The sequence below is a fragment of the Prevotella sp. E9-3 genome, assembly GCF_022024015.1.
Lineage (GTDB): Bacteria > Bacteroidota > Bacteroidia > Bacteroidales > Bacteroidaceae > Prevotella.
The window spans coordinates 273855-292856 of the sequence record NZ_CP091786.1 but is presented as its reverse complement, the minus strand read 5'-3'; the positions used below and the strand labels follow the sequence as shown (position 1 = coordinate 292856).

The 19002-nt window shown below is 50.7% G+C and carries 11 protein-coding genes; all 11 read right to left on the bottom strand.

The features are described 5' to 3' along the window. Positions 1-111: 111 nt before the first annotated feature. Positions 112-3048: a translation initiation factor IF-2 gene (infB, locus tag L6475_RS01045; protein ID WP_237821651.1), complete on the bottom strand. Its 2937-nt coding sequence runs from the start codon at positions 3046-3048 to the stop codon at positions 112-114. Between the two features lie 137 nt (positions 3049-3185). Then, positions 3186-4448, bottom strand: coding sequence for a transcription termination factor NusA (gene nusA / locus L6475_RS01040; RefSeq protein WP_237821649.1), 1263 nt, complete (start codon positions 4446-4448; stop codon positions 3186-3188). 10 nt (positions 4449-4458) lie between these two features. Beyond that, positions 4459-4923: a ribosome assembly cofactor RimP gene (gene rimP, locus L6475_RS01035; protein ID WP_237821647.1), complete on the bottom strand. Its 465-nt coding sequence runs from the start codon at positions 4921-4923 to the stop codon at positions 4459-4461. Between the two features lie 399 nt (positions 4924-5322). Beyond that, entirely contained in the window at positions 5323-5466 is a 144-nt protein-coding gene (locus L6475_RS01030; RefSeq protein ID WP_237821646.1) for a hypothetical protein, read from the bottom strand. Between the two features lie 279 nt (positions 5467-5745). Next, the gene (locus tag L6475_RS01025; protein ID WP_237821644.1) at positions 5746-5934 is read right to left on the bottom strand and encodes a hypothetical protein; all 189 of its coding nucleotides are present in this window, start codon (positions 5932-5934) and stop codon (positions 5746-5748) included. A 15-nt stretch (positions 5935-5949) separates the two neighbouring features. Next, a complete protein-coding gene (locus L6475_RS01020) occupies positions 5950-10524 on the bottom strand; it encodes a leucine-rich repeat protein (RefSeq protein WP_237821642.1) in 4575 nt (1524 codons plus the stop codon). 799 nt (positions 10525-11323) lie between these two features. Continuing rightward, the gene (locus L6475_RS01015; RefSeq protein WP_237821640.1) at positions 11324-11878 is read right to left on the bottom strand and encodes a GNAT family N-acetyltransferase; all 555 of its coding nucleotides are present in this window, start codon (positions 11876-11878) and stop codon (positions 11324-11326) included. A gap of 1 nt (position 11879) precedes the next feature. Further along, the gene (locus tag L6475_RS01010; RefSeq protein ID WP_237821639.1) at positions 11880-12035 is read right to left on the bottom strand and encodes a hypothetical protein; all 156 of its coding nucleotides are present in this window, start codon (positions 12033-12035) and stop codon (positions 11880-11882) included. Positions 12036-12538: 503 nt separating this feature from the next. Continuing rightward, complete coding sequence (locus L6475_RS01005; RefSeq protein WP_237821637.1) at positions 12539-12847, bottom strand: helix-turn-helix transcriptional regulator; 309 nt, start codon at positions 12845-12847, stop codon at positions 12539-12541. A 970-nt stretch (positions 12848-13817) separates the two neighbouring features. Continuing rightward, positions 13818-15716: a RagB/SusD family nutrient uptake outer membrane protein gene (locus tag L6475_RS01000; protein ID WP_237821635.1), complete on the bottom strand. Its 1899-nt coding sequence runs from the start codon at positions 15714-15716 to the stop codon at positions 13818-13820. 30 nt (positions 15717-15746) lie between these two features. After that, complete coding sequence (locus L6475_RS00995; RefSeq protein WP_237821632.1) at positions 15747-18998, bottom strand: SusC/RagA family TonB-linked outer membrane protein; 3252 nt, start codon at positions 18996-18998, stop codon at positions 15747-15749. Between the last annotated feature and the right edge of the window lie 4 nt (positions 18999-19002).

The window sequence follows — 19002 nt, the reverse complement described above, 5'->3', positions numbered from 1 at the left end:
AATTTCGCTTCCGAAGTGTATAGTTTTACGGTCAGGATTATCGTCTCTCAAAAATAGAGAATGCCCAATCAGCCAATGTATGCAAATACGTTGACCGATTGGGCAAAGATATTACAGTTTCTGTTCTACTTCGATCTCAGTGAACGTTTCAATCATATCGCCCACCTGAATGTCGTTGAAGTTAACCAGCGAGATACCACACTCCAAGCCAGTTGCCACTTCCTTGGCATCGTCCTTGTAGCGCTTCAGGGCATCGATATTGGCGGTGTGAACTACAATACCGTCGCGAATCACGCGAGCCTTGTCCTTGCTGTGTACCTTGCCTTCGGTCACCAGACCACCGGCCACAGTACCCACCTTGGAAATCTTGAACACCTGCTTCACTTCAATCATACCCGACACTACTTCCTTCTTCACCTTGTCGAGCATGCCCTGCATGGTGCTCTTCACCTCGTCAATAGCATCGTAGATGATAGAGTAGGTGTTGATTTCAACGCCTTCACGCTCGGCCAATCTACGGGCATCGGCACTTGGACGTACCTGGAAGCCTACGATGATAGCCTGAGAAGCGCTGGCCAGCATCACATCGTTCTCTGAAATCTGACCCACTGCCTTTGAAATCACATTTACCTGTACCTTCTCGGTGCTCAGTTTGATGAACGAGTCGGAGAGTGCCTCGATAGAACCGTCGGTATCACCCTTCACGATGATATTCAGTTCGTGGAACTCACCCAGTGCGATACGGTGCGACAGTTCGTCAAGACCCAGTTTGGTGGTTGTGCGCAGACTCTGCTCACGCTGCAACTGGATACGCTTATTGGCTATTTCACGTGCTTCCTGCTCGCTCTCCATCACATGGAAGGAATCACCGGCAGTAGGAGCACCGTTCAGACCCAAGATAATAGCTGGTTCGGCAGGACCGGCACTCTCAATGCGCTGATTACGCTCGTTGAACATGGCCTTGATCTTACCCCAAGCTGTTCCGGCAATCACCACATCGCCCACCTTCAGTGTACCGTTCGACACCAGTACGGTCGATACATAGCCACGGCCCTTGTCGAGCGAGCTTTCAATGATTGAACCGGTAGCCTTACGATTCGGATTTGCCTTCAAATCGAGCATCTCAGCCTCCAGGAGCACTTTTTCCAGCAGTTCGTCAACGCCCAGGCCTTTCTTGGCTGATATTTCCTGACACTGGTACTTACCGCCCCACTCTTCTACAAGCAGGTTCATATTGGCCAGGTCTTCACGAATCTTATCGGGATTGGCACCGGGCTTATCAATCTTGTTGATAGCAAACACCATCGGCACATTGGCAGCCTGTGCATGGGCGATAGCCTCCTTGGTGGTAGGCATCACCGAGTCATCGGCAGCAATGATAATGATGGCGATATCGGTCACCTGAGCACCACGGGCACGCATAGCAGTAAATGCCTCGTGACCAGGGGTGTCGAGGAAGGTGATCTGACGACCGTCCTTCAACTTCACGTTGTAGGCACCGATGTGCTGGGTAATACCACCGGCCTCACCGGCAATCACGTTGGTATTGCGGATAAAGTCGAGCAGCGATGTCTTACCGTGGTCAACGTGACCCATCACGGTAACAATAGGTGCGCGATTCATCAGATCGTTCTCATCATCAGCCTCTTCGGTGATGGCCTCCTGAACTTCTGCAGATACATATTCAGTAGTAAAGCCGAACTCATCGGCTACCAGATTGATGGTCTCAGCATTCAGACGCTGGTTGATAGACACCATGATGCCTACCGACATACAGGTTCCGATGACCTTTACCACGGGCACGTCCATCATCGTAGCCAACTCGGAAACAGTCACGAACTCAGTCAGTTTCAGCACTTTGCTCTGTGCTGCCTCTGCTGCCATTTCCTCGCTCATGCGCTCCTGAACGGCATCACGCTTTTCCTTACGGTATTTGGCGCCCTTCTTGTTCTGGTTGGTCTTCGAAGTAAGACGGGCCAGTGTTTCTTTTACCTGGCGTGCTACATCCTCTTCGTTGGCCTCGATGGGCTTCACGGGCTGCTTCTGCTTCTTCTTGTTCTTGCCACCCTGCTGGTTCTGACCCTGGTCGCTGAAGTTCTGATTGCCGCCCTTATTCTTTTTCTTTCCCTGGCCCTGCTGGTTCTGAGTCTGTTTTGCAGCCTCTTCTATATCAACCTTGCCATTGCGGATTCTTTCACGCTTGCGCTTCTCGCCGCCTTGTCCGGGAACACCGCCACGCAGCTGAGCAGCCTTTTCCTCACGCTGCTTGCGCTTTTCCTCTTTCGACTTTTTCTTCGGACGGGTGCTCTGGTTGAGGGTTGAGAGGTCTATCTTGCCCAGCACGTTCACCTTTGGAGCCAGTTTTGACTCGCTCTTCAGTGTGTAGATTTCCGGGCCGTCACCGGTTGCATCCTCTTCAGCAGGAGCAACCTCAACTACTTTCTCAACTTTCTGAACGGGCTGAGCAGCAGGCTTTTCTACAGGTTTTTCCTCCGTTTTCTTAGCAACAGGAGTTTCCTTAACAGGTTCAGCTTTCTTCACCTCGGCTTTGGGTTCCTCCTTCACCACCGGCTGCACCTTCTCTGCGGGAGCAGCCTTTGGTTCGGGCTTCACCTCAGCCTGAGCTTTCACCTCAACGGGGCTCTCGGCAGCAGCCTTTGACAAGGATTGAGACTCAGTTTTCTTTTCAGCAGGTGCTGGTTTGGGCTTAGCGATGCTGTCAAGATCAATCTTACCAAGGGGAGTAAACTGCTGACGTGGCTGTTGTACACGCTCCTCGGTCTTGGTCTTGGTCACCTCAGACTGTGAATCCGTGTTCACGGGTCGCTTCTTTTCCTTTTTGGGGAAAAGGTTTGCAGCCTGGGTCTTTACAGCCTTATCGCCACTGAACTGCCCTACCAGAGCCTCGTACTGTTCGTCCGTGATTTTGGTATTTGGGGTAGCGTCGTCGCGAATTTCGCCAAGACTCTTCTTATTTTTCAGGAAATCAACTGCCGTTTGAAGTCCTATATTCAATTCTGTTAATACTTTATTTAGTCTTATTCCCATCTCTTGAAAGCCCCCTAAGCTAGGGGGGTGGGGGTCTGAACGCCCCCGTTTAAAGTTAAAATTTCGTCTGCAAATGCCCTACAGATAGGCTGGTTGGCTCGTTCAGACCCCCAACCCCCTAACTTAGGGGGCTAAGATTACTCGAACTCAGCTTTCAGAACTTCGAGCAAGTGGTCAACGGTTTCCTCTTCAAGGTCGGCCTTTTCAATGAGCATATCGCGAGGAGCGTTGATAACTGCCTTTGCAGTATCCAGACCGATGGCCTTGATGCTATCGATAACCCACTGGTCGATTTCATCGCTAAACTCGTCGAGGTAGATATCTTCATCGTCGGCTTCGGCATCGCTCACTACACGGAACACGTCGATGGTGTGCTCGGTCAGCATTGAAGCCAGTTTGATATTGATACCGCCCTTACCAATAGCCAGACTCACCTCCTCAGGCTGCAGATATACCTCTGCCTTGTGGTTCTCTTCATCGAGCGTGATGCTGGTCACCTTAGCAGGCGACAGGGCACGCTGAATGAACAGCTGGGTATTGTTAGAGAAGTTAATCACATCGATATTCTCATTCTGCAATTCACGAACGATGCCATGCACGCGCGAACCTTTTACACCTACGCATGCGCCTACGGGATCGATACGGTCGTCAAAGCTCTCTACAGCCACCTTGGCGCGCTCACCCGGCATACGGGCCACACGGCGAATGGCAATCAGGCCATCGTTGATCTCGGGCACCTCAGCCTCCAGCAGTCTGCGCAGGAAGTCGGGACTGGTACGAGAGAGGATGATGCGGGGGTTGTTGTTCTCGTTCTGCACCTCTTTCACGATGGCACGAACCGTCTCACCCTTGCGATAGCTGTCGGCAGGAATCTGCTCGGGCTTGGGCAAGTGAAGCTCGTTGCCTTCATCGTCCATCAGCAGTACTTCACGCTTCCACACCTGGTACACCTCACCGGCAACGATAGTGCCCACCTTATCCTTGTATTTCTGATAGAGGGCATCGTGGTCGAGTTCGAGGATTTTTGAAGCCAGTGTCTGACGCAGGTTCAGGATGGCACGGCGGCCGAACTTAGAAAAGTCAACCTCTTCCGATACCTCTTCGCCCACCTCATAGTCGGGCTCAATCTTCTGAGCTTCGGTCAGGGCGATTTCCTTATTCTCGTCTTTCACCTCACCATCTTCAACAACCACACGGTTGCGATGGATTTCGAAGTCACCCTTGTCAGGGTTCACAATCACGTCGAAGTTCTCGTCGCTGCCGAACAGTTTGGCCAGCACGTTGCGGAAACTCTCTTCGAGCACGCTCACCAGTGTGGTGCGGTCGATATTCTTCGTCTCCTTAAACTCCTGGAAGGTCTCAAACATGCTGGGACCATTTACTTCTTTCTTTGTTGCCATTTTATCTTTTTTATTTAAAATTCAGCACATATTTGGTCGATTTCACCTCATCCATAGAGAAGTTCTTATCTACCTCGACCATCACAGGGCGTTTCTTGCCTTCGGGCACCTGCTTCTCCTTTACGGTGAGCACGAAGTTACGGCCTTCCACGCTTTTCAGTACGCCTGTAAGTTTTTTTCCATCGGCAGCCAGCACCTCCACTTCGTCGCCTACATGGTTCTGATACTGCTGTTCCACCTTGAAGGGCTGACCGATACCTGCCGAACCCACTTCGAGTTCGTAGTCGCCAAGTTCCTCGCCAAGTTTCTCTTGCAGGAAACGGCTCAACTCGGCGCAGTCTTCAATCCACACGCCATCGGCGTGGTCAATTTCGATGGCAATACGATCGCCATCCATCACAATGTCTACTAGGAAGTAGTCACTCTTCTCGAGCCACTCTTCCACCAATGTCTTGATTGTGTCTTTGTTTATCATTCGATAGTTGATTTAAACAGAAATGAGGAGCTTTTGTCAAGCCCCTCATTCCACTGAACGCTGCAAAGATACATATTTTCTCACAAATTTGCAAATAATTATCAAGAATAATGACAATTATGCATTAAAAATGATTGTGAAGGCATGATTTTGGGCACAGGCGTTTCTTGGGTCTGTTGTCATTTTGAAAAAATCTACATTCTTATCTCGCAGAATATTGCAGATAACCTCCATATGTTTTTAGGACAAAGTCGGCCAAAAATAACTTCATCTATTTCTGCATTGTCCTCCATTGGTTCAGAGAAGAAGGCGCTATCTGTACTTGTATTATTGCTTAAAAGTCTGATTTCATTCTCATATGCCCAGCATATATGCTTCATGTTATATGCTTTATAAGAATCAATCGTTGTTAAAGATTCTGGCATAGCTCGTAACAGACCCGGCCAGAATCTGTTGCTCAATGTCAGCCTCTATGACCTCCATCACGGGCTTCTGATATTCTTGTTTAGGCAAGCGATTAAAATCAATTACTTTCTTTGTCATATCGGTGTCCTCCTTGCTTTACTTCTTGCTCTGGCAAAGGCTACGGGTAGACGCGTCAGCGGGAATGGCGTCTCCTATCGTCGCCGAGCGGCTTGCAAAGAATTGGCTGCGCAGCCATAATTTGTGAACATTGCCCATGCGAAGCCAATGTAACGACAATGGAAAGTAGTCGTCTCTGGAGGTGCCTCTATATTCACGGCGTTCAGAGAAAACAGAAATCGGGGGCCATGCGCACTCTTGGCGCATGGCCCCCGATGACTGGTTCTGTGAGGGTTGCAGTTACTCGTCCCAGAAGCTGCCGCTACCCGACGGATTGTCTTCCTCATCGTCCCAGAGGTCCCAGCCAGACTCGCGTGCGCCGGCGGGCTTGTTGGGTTCGCCCGGGTTAATCACGGTGCTGGAGCAGAGCATCTGAGTCAGTTCTTCCTCCAATAATTCAATGGCGGGTTTCAAATATACTTTTTTCATAGTTGTGCCCTCCATTTACTTTATTACAACCTTCTTGCCGTTTACGATGTAGAGTCCGCCCTTCTTCGGCTGTGCCACGCGGCGGCCGTCGAGCGAGTACCACCCTTCGGCGGTAGCAAATTCTTCACTCTTCACTCTTCGCTCTTCACTTATACCCGTTGTCTCGCTGTCTTCACCGTCGAAGAAGTGTACGTTGCGGGCGTAGGCAGGTGTCGAGCCGAACTTGCTCTCCACGCGCATGATCCAGCGGTAGGCGCCCACGGTCACTGTGCCGTCGTTGCCGAGGCTCAGGTCGCCGTCGATGTTCACATAGTAGAACGGGTCTTCGGCTGTGGCCGTCGTGCCCTCGTAGGTGCCATAGAGCGTGTAGGTCTCCTCAGCCGTCATCATGGTGATGCGGGCATCGGTGGTCTTTGCCTTCAGCATAGCGCCAGCGGTGGTGAACTCATAGTTATCCACGGCACTCTTTGCCCTATAGACGTAAGGCATGTTGGCGTGCAGCACCTCGCCTTCGTTCATCCTCTTCAGGAACACCCAGATGTCGTCCGATGCCTCGGTCTCGGGGTTCGGAGCGTTGGCAATCATGTTGATCTTGTAGAACGAGAAGGCATTCATATCGTCGCTGGTGAGGGTGTAGTCGAAGGGCACGAGCCAAGCCTGGTGCAGGCCCACGCGCTCCTCGGCGATGCTCTTCTTGTAGGTGGCCGAAGCAACCGTCATATCCAATGTCCGCGTGTAAGTTTCGCCGTCGGCCAGTATCACGGTCTCCTCTGCAGCGGCAGCAATCAGCTTAGCGTACAGCGCCTTGGCAGTGATGATCATGGTGATATAGTTACCACCCTCCAGGGCTTGCTGTGCTGCGGTTACATCCTCTGCTAATGCATGGTAGTTCTGAGCATATCCAATCATCTGTGTCAGGATGCTGGCAGCAAGCGGCGTGGCGGTTTCCTTCACGGCTGTCATCGTAGCGATGATCTGCGAGACGTTGCCGGCCTCGATGGCTGCCAGAGCGGCATCTACCTTGTCAACGGCATCTTCTGCCCCGTATTTCACGGCATATTCGCGCAGGTTCTGCAAGTGTTCGGGAGCCACCTCCTTGGCTGCTGTGATGATATTCTGCATGGCAGCGGCCAGCTCCTCGGGAGTAATGCTCTCCTGGGCGAGTAATGCCTGAGCTGCTGCGTATGCCGTGTTCAGCGTCTCGTCGTTGAGGCCCTCAGCGATGTCACCCAGCTTCGGCAGGTATTCCTTAGCTGCAGCAATCAGGTGAGTGAACAGTGCCTTGGCAGTGGTGATCATGGTGATATAGTTGCCACCATCCAGGGCAGCCTGTGCCTGAGCGGCCTGCTCTGTCAAGCCGAAGGCCTCAACATAGTTTTTCATTGTGCCTAATACCTGCTGGGCAAGCGGTGTGGCAGCTGTCTTCACAGCGGTCATCGTAGCGATGATCTGGGCAACATTGCCAGCCTCGATGGCTGCCAACGCATTGTCAACGAGGGTCGCAGCATCTGTTGCGCCGTACTTCACGGCATATCCCTTAAGGTTCTGCAAGTGTTCGGGAGCCACGGCCTGTGCAGCGGTGATGATATTCTGCATGGCAGCACCAAGCTCCTCGGGAGTGATGCTCTCCTTGGCGAGTAATTCCTGTGCTGCTGCGTATGCAGTGTTCAGCGTCTCGTCATTGAGACCCTCAGCGATGTCACCCAGCTTCGGCAGGTATTCCTTAGCTGCAGCAATCAGGTGAGTGAACAGTGCCTTGGCAGTGGTAATCATGGTGATGTAGTTGCCACCTTCCAAAGCTGCCTGTGCCTGAGCGGCCTGCTCTGTCAAGCCGAAGGCCTCAACATAGTTTTTCATTGTGCCTAATACCGTCTGGGCAAGCGGTGTGGCAGCTTCCTTCACAGCGGTCATCGTAGCGATGATCTGGGCAACATTGCCAGCCTCGATGGCTGCCAACGCATTGTCAACGAGGGTCGCAGCATCTGTTGCGCCGTACTTCACGGCATAGCCCTTCAGGTTCTGCAAGTGCTCAGGAGCCACGGCCTGTGCAGCGGTGATGATATTCTGCATGGCAGCGGCCAGCTCCTCGGGAGTGATGCTCTCCTTGGCGAGTAATTCCTGTGCTGCTGCGTATGCAGTGTTCAGCGTCTCGTCATTGAGGCCCTCAGCGATGGCACCCAGCTTGGGCAGGTATTCCTGAGCGGCAGCAATCAGGTGAGTGAAGAGGGCCTTGGCAGTGGTAATCATGGTGATGTAGTTGCCACCTTCCAAAGCTGCCTGTGCCTGGGCGGCCTGCTCTGTCAATCCGAAGGCCTGAACATAGTTAATCATTGTGCTCAACACCTGCTGGGCAAGCGGCGTGGCTGCTGTCTTCACGGCGGTCATCGCAGCGATAATCTGCGACACGTTGCCGGCTTGGATGGCTGCCAGAGCGTCGTCAATGAGGCTTGCAGCATCTCCTGCCCCGTACTTCACGGCATATCCCTTAAGGTTCTGCAAGTGTTCGGGAGCCACGGCCTGTGCAGCGGTGATGATATTCTGCATGGCAGCGGCCAGCTCCTCGGGAGTGATGCTCTCCTGGGCGAGTAATGCCTGAGCTGCTGCGTATGCAGTGTTCAGCGTCTCGTCATTGAGACCCTCAGCAATGTCACCCAGCTTCGGCAGGTATTCCTTAGCTGCAGCAATCAGGTGAGTGAACAGTGCCTTGGCAGTGGTGATCATGGTGATATAGTTGCCACCATCCAGGGCAGCCTGTGCCTGAGCGGCCTGCTCTGTCAGGCCGAAGGCCTCAACATAGTTTTTCATTGTGCCTAATACCGTCTGGGCAAGCGGTGTGGCAGCTTCCTTAACGGCGGTCATCGTGGCAATAATCTGCGATACGTTGCCGGCCTCGATGGCGGCCAGAGCGTCGTCAATGAGGCTTGCAGCATCTCCTGCCCCGTACTTCACGGCATAGCCCTTAAGGTTCTGCAAGTGCTCAGGAGCCACAGCCTGTGCAGCAACGATGATATTCTGCATGGCAGCGGCCAGTTCCTGCGGGGTGACATCTTCATCAGCAAGTGCCGTCTGAGCATTGGCGTAGGCAGTGTTCAACGTCTCTTCGTTGAGAGCCGTAACAATGGCACCAAGATTAGGCAGTACTTCGCCAAAGTAAGTCTTGATGGCAGCTTCCAGCGTCTGGGCAGCCTGGGCCATTGACTCGGCAGTGGCGTTCTCGTCGTTCAGGGCAGCCTGGGCTGCAGTGATAGCGTCGGCCAGTCCCTCGGGATTGATGTTGCTGGCGATGGCAATGGCTGTCTGCAGGGCTTCCTTGGCAGCCAGTTCAGCTAGTTCTGCGTCGGTGTAGTATGTCACTTCCAGCTCCACGTCACCGTCAGGCATCGTGAAGGTCCATTTGTTGTCATCAACGTTTGTCACCTCGATGTTTACGGTGTACTTGCCAACATAGCCTGCCTCGTTTTGACTCAAGCCGTTGACATTGTCGGTGGCATACCACCAGGAGCCGTCGGCAATGTTCGTGGTGATATCGGCCGTCTGCTTGCCGTTGCCGTTAAAGATGACACCCACTGCTGTGGCGGGAATCTCTGCCCTATAGATTTTCTGGCTGTATTCATTGGTTCCTACCTCGGTCATTGCAGTGCCGGGCCATTCGGGTCCGTCACTCCAATAGTAAACTTTCACGTCGCCCCAGTTCTTGGAATCCGTGAAATAGACCGTGATGTTGCCAGTAGTAGTCTTCTTCTTGGCCGAGACGCTCTTCACGCTCTTCGTGCCGGCGTAGGTGATGGTCACTGTCGCGTTCTCAGCGGCGCTGGCGGGGCTGATGGTCCAGTTCTCGGCATCCTCGGTGCCTTCCTTCACGGAAGTGGCATAGACTGTCATTGCCTCGATGTCGGCGGCATAGTCCGGCCAGCCAGCCTTGTAGGTATTCACAGCCTCAGGGAGCACGTAGATCTTACGGACAGCAGCGTTGTCTTGGAAAGCGTAGGCGCCGTATGTCGTCAGACTGGGGGCGTAGATATAGACTTTAGCCAGCATGCCACAATTAAAGAAGGCTTCTTCGCTGATGCTGGTCACGCTGGCAGGGATGCTGACCGATTCCAAATTACTGCAACCAGAGAAGGCTTGTTCGCCAATGCTGGTCACGCTATTAGGGATGTCAATAGATGTCAGATTGGCATAATAAAAGGCTCTTACGCCGATGGTCAAAAGTGTCGATCCTTCAGCAAAAGATACCGTCAGGGCGTCGGCATATGATCCACACTCTTGGAAGGCAAAATTGCCGATGCTGGTCACGCTGGCAGGGATGCTGACCGATTCCAAATAATTGCAACGTGAGAAGGCAGAATTGCCGATGCTGGTCACACCACTTTCGATGACAATGGTCTTGATATCGGAAGGATAGCCGTACCAAGGGGTGAAATTAGTATCCTTATAATCCGCCATGGCGCCAGTGCCGCTAACGGTCATAACGTCACCAGAAATTGTCACTGTGCAGTCGCCACTTTTCCACGCCTGCGCCTGCGCCCACGCGCCCGTTACTACTGCTGCGAGCAGCACGAGCATTGAAATAAATCTTGTTTTGAGCATAACTTGAAAATTTAATTTGTTAATAAATAAAAATGATGTTTATAGACTGTCGAGGGGGATGAGCTGGTACTCCTTGTCCACGTCCACGTCGTCGGTGGGCTTCACCGGCACGCCCTTGAGGGCGAGGCAGAGGCCGCCGGCCTTCTAGGCCTTCTTGTCGGTGGAGAGGATGCGCGCGGGCTGGTCGGGGTCGATGGCCAGGAGGGCTTTGCCGTCCTCGATGAGTCGCGCTCAGGTCCAGTCGCGGTCGGCCTGGTCGATGAGTTCGGTCTGCGGCGCGGCGGTGTCGGGAGTGTGGGGTATGTGGAGGTAGCGGGGCATGAGTTGTTTTCTTGTTATTTGTTTTAGGGTTAGATAGTTTGTTATAATCTATAAAGTCTGCTCACGCAGACTCGCACGCTTTTGTGTGCAAAGATACAAAAATATATCAAATTTCGTAATATTTATAGTTAAAAATAAAGAAAATTAGCAAATTATCCGTGTTCTGGTGTTAATTTCTATGGGAATAGTCCCAAATAATCATTAAACTGTTAATTTACAATGAAGAATTTATCATTGATTGCGTCGGCCATGGCAATGCTGGGGCTGACGGCGTGTGAGAAAGGGCTCGTGGACGGCGTCGCGGTTGTCGTCGTAGCGCTATCGCCACTCGGTCTGGTCGATGAGTTCAGTCTGCGGCGCGGCGGTGTCGGGAGTGTGGGGTATGTGGAGGTAGCGGGGCATGAGTGATTTGTTATTCGATTTGTGGGGTTAGATTGTTTGTTTTTGAGAGGTAAAGAGAGGGGGCGGGGGAGGGAGTCTAGTCTTCGTCCAAGTCGTTGAGGTCGAAGTAGAGCAACCGCGTGGGTTCGTCGGCATCCTCTTCGTTGAGTGGCACGAAGCCATTGCGGAGGTAGAAGGGGATGGCTGCGGCGTAGGCATCGACGGTGATGAAGCGGCAGCCGGTCTTGTTGTCGGTGGTGAAGTAAAGTTTAATGAATTTCAGCAACATACTTCCGATATTCATGCCCTTCAGCGATTCGCTCACTCCCAGACGACCTATCTTGGCTGCGGGATAACTCTTCAGCCGCTTGTGGTTGTTGAAGCGACGGCTGAAGCGGTTGTACTTTGTCTTGCTGTCGAAGTCGGAAATGGATATGCGGTCGTTGGAGAGGCTGAAGAACGCAACAATATGATTGTGGTTGCTTTTCTCGAAAACCGTATATGTGACAGCCAGTTTTTCTTTCCGGTACAACGGTGCGTCGGTCAGGATAAAGCCGTTCAAATCCTCATCGCCGCAATCGAATGCGGCGACAATTTCCTGTTCAGCCATTCTGTGAATGGTATATCGTTCTGTAAACTCCTTGTCTTCCATATCACATGAAGTCGCAAACGCTTTTCAATGCCTCATAAGTGGCCTTCATTTCAGCCCGTTCTTCGGGCGATATGCGGCGACGCTCCTTCATGCGTGCTTCGAAGCGTCGTGCGTCCTCACCGTAGAGGATGGGTGTTTCTTTAATCGGTCTGGCCATAATAAATACGTATTTAAGTGAAATTTCGGCTACAAAGGTACAAAAAATGATTCAAATAAACTGCATTTGGGGAGGATATTAACACGATTTCTGTGCAGAATACTGTTCAATTTGTCAAAAGAAAGCGTTATATTGAGGATGGGAATAGTCCCAGAAAACAATTAAATTCTATTAAAATGATGAACAGAAAAGTTTTGTTCTGGCCGTTCTTGCGTCCCTTCAGTAGCAAGCGGCAAGCCGATTACTTGCGTCCCTTCAGTAGCAAGCGACCAAGGTCGAGCGGGCGGCGATGCTGCTGACGGCGTGAAAGCCTATCACCTTAAACGTGTAAATGCCCACGTTGAACGGCGTGAACTATCTACTTCAGTTCTTGGTGATTGTTGTCAAATTCCCCAATTATCGAACAACAAGAAACAAAAGTGGACGTTCAGTCTTATGTCCTATAGTTTATTATCTGTCCATTGGCGTACAGTATTACATTAAACTATAAATCAAAATCATTCTCAGCCGATTGACAGAGGCGGTGTTACCTCAAAGCGTAAGCCGAGCGCACTGAGGATACGGAGGAACATGCCTGCCCCCGGTTCCACGCTGCCTTTCTCAATGCGAGAGATATACGACTTGTTGGTTCCCACTCGCTGAGCCAGTTCCTGCTGGGTGACCTTCTCGCGCTTCCGTGCATCGCTGATAATCTGGCCGACACAATAGGCGTAGGCCTCCTTACGGAATGCCTCGCGCTCTGGTGTTCCCACCTTTCCATAGCGTTCGTCCATCATGGCGTCAACGCTCATAATGTCATCTCTTTGCTGCATAATATTCCTCCTTAATTATGATTAGTTATAAAAATAAAGCCCCCTTGCGGAGGCTTGAGCTTCGGCATATCTCATCCGAGCGGGATTGTTTCTAAGTCACTTTTCAGTAACTGACCCAAGTACTTATCATACAAGGGGGATTTTCTAGTGCAAAAATAGGTACTTTTCCTGAAACTTCCAAATAATTGAGCCTCTATTTTACGTCATAAAGCTAAAAAGTCCTTTTTGAAACGATTGGAAATAACAATCTCGTACTTTATACATTGAATGGATTGCACTTCAAACACCTGTCAGCATAATTTTTCGATTTGCTGAAAAAGACACCAATCTGCTGCGCTTTTTTATCGATTTTTTTCTTGCTTACTGGGCTCAAAACTCGCGCCAAATTCACCAAACGGGAAGTGGGGCTGAAATACGCGAGTTTTGAAGGGTTTTAGTGGTTTTTAGAACTACCTGAATATCAAACTGTTGCAAGAATATCACTATTCTTCTGATATACTTCTGTTGTAGAAGTTCAATGATGCCGCAATGGAACTTCTACTATACCGCAACCACCATTCTATTGTAATGCAACCACCATTCTATTAAATTGCAACCACCATTCTATTAGATTGTAACTACCGTTCTATTGCAGTATAGCGGACATTTAGTTGCAGTGGAAAATAAGTGCTATTTCACCATAGTAGTTAAGGCAATTCCATCCTGTCAAGGAAAAGTGCGCCAAAATATGCATTTTTCTATAAAAAAACTGGAAAAAGGTGGAAAAAATGGTGTTTTTCAGCTCTAAGACATGAGATGAGAGTACAGATGGAGGGGGCAAAAGAAGTGGTTCCCGTTCTAGATTGAGAATTTTATTTGTCTTGATTTTCGAAAAAAAGAGATGGAAAAAGAGGACAGGTTGTTTGAAGTGAAATCCATTATATGGTTTCATTCAAAAACCTGTCCTCTTAGTCTTTTATGCTACTGATGATCAGAATCCTATCTTACCGTTCCATGAAATGAACCAGTTGGACTGGTTGGTAAGGTCTTTCTTCAACTCGCCCTGTACTTCTGCACGCTTAGCTTCGCCACGACGGCCGCACACCAGCTTCTGCATGGTTGCTCCTGGGTTAGACTGGCGCAAAGCATAGCGCATGAGGTCGTAATAGCGGGTGCCTTCGAAAGCAAACTCCAATGCGCTCTCGTTCAGAATCAGACTATCCACATAGGCCTGCTTCTCGGCCAGAGGCACTGCCACATTCTTGGTGGGGTCAGTAGTATCGGGTACTGAGTCAATCAACTGGTAGTATTCATTCATAGGTGTATAGCCGGAACCGCGCGAGTGAATACCCATCGTGTTGGCATTATCGGATGTTGTGCCTGCCCAGTTCTTCTCATTGAACATACGATAGCTGGCAGGGAACTTCATGTTCAGGGCTACCATGCTCAGCGAGTCAGACTTGCTCACAGTGGGATAGACATACTTGTCCATCACCTCATCGGTCAAGCCAGTAGAGAGTATCTGGAAAGCCATACGTGGGAATCCGGCCATGTTCAGGGCCTCAGCCATACGCAGATAAACCATCTGACGGCGCAGGATATGGATATTGCGAGTCTGATACTTCAGAACCTGCTGATAGCTGTCGATAGTACGCAGGTCACCGTCGCCGTAGTTTACTGTCACATTGCTGCTTTGACGCCAGGCATAAGCCAAGCGGAGGTCACCGGCACGATATTCACTCAGATTCTCAGGAGCATAGGTCACCACCGTAGCATCTTTATTGATGTTGCAATACTTCTGGGCAGCAGAAATATTAATCAATGCCGTGGAAGGCACGATGCTTGGCTGGAAGTTATTGTCCAGTTCTGAATTGAAGAACCCGCGCAGTTTGCTGTAGTTAGGATCAGAAGGCAGTGAGTCGCCAGGGATCACGGTGATCAGTTCATTATCGCGCGTCCAGTTCTCTTCAGCAATTGAAAGGAAATCGCTGGAATAGCCATATTCACGATATGACAGGTAGTTGCTTGCACCTACAGGCCAGCAGAGTCTGTTTGTACCAGAAGGATAGGCAGAGTTACTGCCATTGCGACGGCTGATGTAGTTGTAGTAGGCCAAAGCAGCCTGACGATACTCGCTGGTGTTATTGGTCAGCGTGGCCAGCCACAGGTGCAGGTCGCCCAACAGCACGCTCATGGGATAGAAGAAGAAATGCGACTCGATACTCAGCATCTTGCCATACAGAGGTGTGGCTGTGGTGATATCGAATGCCTCACTGACGTATTTGCCGGTGAGTTCCTGCAAATCGTTGATGAAGAAGCGGCACACATCTTCAAGGGTGTACATAGGATAGTTCTGTTCTGCATCCTCCTGCGAAAGGATTGGCTCGGTGACGAAAGGTACCTTGCCATAGTTCAAGGCCAACTGCAGATAGGTCCACGCACGAATGGTCTTCACGGCTCCGAACTCACGCATGAACACATAGTCGTTGCGACTGTTGCGCAGGGCTGTATCGGCATGGGCTATGAAATAGTTACAGTTATTGATCACGGCATAATAGTCACGCGGTGTGTTATAACTGTTGTTATCGTCAACATTGAAGAGCGACAGGTTTTTCAAGTCGGCATCGGCGGTATTGGTCAGGTCAACCAAATCGCCGCGCACTTCTCCGAAAAGGATGGTACGGTCGGCCAGGGCCTGCACTTTCGAGAGGATGCCAGCTACCGAATACAGCGTATCGACAGAATTGTTCAGATGTTCGCTGCCAGCATAGATAACATGGTCTGATTCCTGCTCGAAGAAGTCTTCACAAGAGGTGAAGAGAAAAGTGGAGAGAGGGAGAAAGAGTGAGAGGACTCCTGCTACTACCTTGTTGTTTATCTTTGTAATCATAATTATGAATTTTCAATTATCAATTTTCAATTACAAGTTAATCTTCACACCGGCTACAATCGAACGGCTCTGTGCCAACTGACCGAGGTCGATACCCTGACCGATAACGGCAGTGGTCATTGAGGACTCCGGATCGCTGCCCAGATATTTCGAGAAGGTCAGCAGATTGTTGCCTTGTACCCAGAACTGGAGTCCCTGGATGTACTCCGACTTCAAAGGCAAGGTGTAAGACAGGGTCACCGTCTTCAGACGCAGATAAGAGCCATCCTCAATCCAGCGGTCGCTGAAGCGGGCATTGCCCATAGGATCCTGGAAAGTGATGCGAGGCATATCGGTCACCTGACCTTCAGCCTGCCAACGACGGTTCATGGCATTTGTCTGGTTCATGAAGCGACTTCCGCCTTCCAACTGTGAGCGCATATAGTTGTAAACATCATTGCCCAGTGAGTAGTTGAAGTTCACATCGAGCTTGAAGCGCTTGAAGCCCACAGTGGTAAAGATGTTACCATAAATATCGGGATTGGGATCGCCAATCACTACGCGGTCGGCCTCGGAAATCTGTCCGTCACCGTTCATATCGGTAAAGTGCATGTCACCGGCACCGAAGTACATCTTATCGCGTCCGTTTTCAGACATGATATAGAGTGCCTCACCGTTTTTGCCAGCTGCAACGGCATCGGCAGTGGTTGAGAACACGCCTTCAGTCTGATAGCCGTAGAACAGGTTGGCAGCCTGACCCACCTGAGTACGGATGGTGGCACCATACACCTCATTGTCGATATAGTCAACACCTGCCAGTTCGGTGATCTTGTTCTTGTAGTGACCAACGCTGGCACCCAACTGCCACTGCCAGTCCTTATGAGCAATCACCTTCATGGTAGCAGTGACGTCGTAGCCCTGGTTCTCCATCTTGCCATTGTTCACCCAGCTATCGGCAATACCCGACAGGAAGCCCAATGACTGTTTCATCAGCAGGTCGCTGGTGGTAGAACGGAAGTAGTTGAAGTTGATGCCCAGACGGTTGTTGAAGAACTTCGACTCAAAGCCTGCATTGAAACGGCGGGTGGTCTCCCACTTGATCTTGTTACTGCCAATGCCTTCGAATGCCAATGCCGACACAGTGTGAAGGAACTGGGAAGCACGGAAGTAGCTCTGCGAAGCATAGAAGTCAATATCGTCATTTCCGCTGACATCATAGCCGGCAGTAAGACGCAGGTAGTCAAGACCTGAGATACCCGACATCCAAGGCTCGTTGGTAACAACCCATGAAGCCTGTACACCGGGGAATACGCCCCATGACACACCACCCATTTTCAGTCCGCCGGCATCCTTACCAAAGCGAGAAGAGGATTCGGCAGTCAGATTGGCCTGCAGGAAATAGCGGCCCAGATAGTTGTACTCTGCCTGTGCATACCAAGCCATCATGTTCCAGCTTTCGTTAATACCCTCATCGCTGGCATTCTTCAAGCCTGCATGCATGAAAGGAGTCTTATCGTTACCGGTGTTGTAGCCTAGCTGTGAGTTCATTGAATAATCCTCCCAGTTGATGCGTGCACCGCCGAAAAGATGGATGAAGTGTGCATCATAGCGCTGATGCCAGTCCAGACGTGTATCGCTCATCACAGAATTCTGCTTTGAAGCCAGTGAGCGAACCTCGTTCTGACAATAGGCATTCACACTGTTCACATAATAGTCAGGCACACCATTCACTGGCACGTAGAACTTCTCGCTGGTGTTCACCAGGTTGTAGCTGAAGTGCTCGCTCAACGACAGGTTGGGATTGAACTGATACTTCGGAGTGATGGTGAGGTTCAGCATTGAATTCTCGAAACGGTTCTTGATATCACCGTCACCATATTCATTAATAGCAGCAGGGTTGGCAAGGCGCCAGTTGTACTTGGTGTAGCTGGCAAGTGCCTCGTTCAGATAACTTTCATCCTCAACATCCAGATGGTCGTCGCTCAAACGGCCACGGGCATAGGTATAAGGACTGATGAAGGGGCTCTTCACATAGGCCAGGAATGCAGGCGACGTGGGAGTACCTTCGTCATAGCTTTCGGGAGCGCCATCATTTCGCAGGTTACGGGTCTGATTGCTGAACGAAGCATCGAAACGAACGCCCAGATTCTTGGTCAGCACGATATCGGTGTTGAAACGGATGTTCAGACGGTCCATATCGTTGTTCTTCAGCGTGCTCTCAGCCGATGTATAGCCCACCGACAGGTTGTAGTTGGCCACATCGTCACCACCTTCAACATTGATACCGTAGTTCTGTGTGAGCGCAGTGCGATAAACCAGATCTTTCCAGTCAGTGTCCTGATGATAAGGCGTATAATAATAGTTTGAAGGATTCTCGGTGAGGAAGCGGAAATTGGTCAGACGGGTATCGGTGGTCTTCAGCATTTCTGAAGCATAGCCACGATACTGGTCGCCACTCATCATCGAGATATACTTAGGTTCGAAGGTAACACCGGCAGACAGGCTGGCGGTGATGCGGGTGGCCATCGACTTGTTGCGACGGGTTTCAATCTGAACAACGCCATTGGCACCGCGGGCACCATAGAGAGCCGTACCATTACGCAGTACGGTAACGCGCTCAATGTCGGCAGGATTCAGGTTTGACAAGATATCGTTGTAGAAACCTTCGTGCAACAGCTGACGTGAATACTGCTGGTCAACAATGACACCATCAATAACCACCAATGGCTGGGCATTACGATTCAGTGAGTTCAGGCCCTGCACAAACATTACAGAACCTACGCCAGGTGTGCCATTGCGAGAAATGGTATGTACCTGAGCTCCCACTTGCTTCTGAATCTCGTCCTTGATATTAATGGCATTTGAGTATTGGAAATTCTTTGCCTGATACTCGTTGCGGGTATTTGTTGCAGCCAGATAGTCGGTAGCAAACACTGAAGGATAGAGCAGCGCGTTTTTCTGCTGTTCACCTTTCTGCAAGCCCATACGCACTACATTGTGGTCGGGAGTTGACACCACGATTTCGTTGGTAAACACGGGAACCTTTACCTCGTAAGTACCGTCGTCCTCTGTCAGCACACTATAGCCGTCAACTTCAGCTGCACGGACAATGGCACCGCTGATAGGCTGAAGCGTGGTGGCATCAAGCACAGTTCCTTTCACCACACGTGTCTCATACTGCTTTTTCTTGACAGTGAAAGTGCGCACAGTGGTGTCGTCGTCTTCCTCTGTCTCGTCCTGTGCGGCAATATTCAAAGGGAAAGCCAGCAACAGGGAAAGTCCGAATAAGATATATTGTTTCATATTC

Excerpts from the sequence above, each read along its gene's own strand:
- L6475_RS01015 (WP_237821640.1), bottom strand. The coding sequence starts at position 11,878 with ATGGAAGACAAGGAGTTTACAGAACGATATACCATTCACAGAATGGCT.
- infB (WP_237821651.1), bottom strand. The coding sequence starts at position 3,048 with ATGGGAATAAGACTAAATAAAGTATTAACAGAATTGAATATAGGACTT.
- rimP (WP_237821647.1), bottom strand. The coding sequence starts at position 4,923 with ATGATAAACAAAGACACAATCAAGACATTGGTGGAAGAGTGGCTCGAG.
- nusA (WP_237821649.1), bottom strand. The coding sequence starts at position 4,448 with ATGGCAACAAAGAAAGAAGTAAATGGTCCCAGCATGTTTGAGACCTTC.
- L6475_RS01030 (WP_237821646.1), bottom strand. The coding sequence starts at position 5,466 with ATGACAAAGAAAGTAATTGATTTTAATCGCTTGCCTAAACAAGAATAT.
- L6475_RS01000 (WP_237821635.1), bottom strand. The coding sequence starts at position 15,716 with ATGATTACAAAGATAAACAACAAGGTAGTAGCAGGAGTCCTCTCACTC.
- L6475_RS00995 (WP_237821632.1), bottom strand. The coding sequence starts at position 18,998 with ATGAAACAATATATCTTATTCGGACTTTCCCTGTTGCTGGCTTTCCCT.
- L6475_RS01020 (WP_237821642.1), bottom strand. The coding sequence starts at position 10,524 with ATGCTCAAAACAAGATTTATTTCAATGCTCGTGCTGCTCGCAGCAGTA.
- L6475_RS01010 (WP_237821639.1), bottom strand. The coding sequence starts at position 12,035 with ATGGCCAGACCGATTAAAGAAACACCCATCCTCTACGGTGAGGACGCA.
- L6475_RS01025 (WP_237821644.1), bottom strand. The coding sequence starts at position 5,934 with ATGAAAAAAGTATATTTGAAACCCGCCATTGAATTATTGGAGGAAGAA.
- L6475_RS01005 (WP_237821637.1), bottom strand. The coding sequence starts at position 12,847 with ATGCAGCAAAGAGATGACATTATGAGCGTTGACGCCATGATGGACGAA.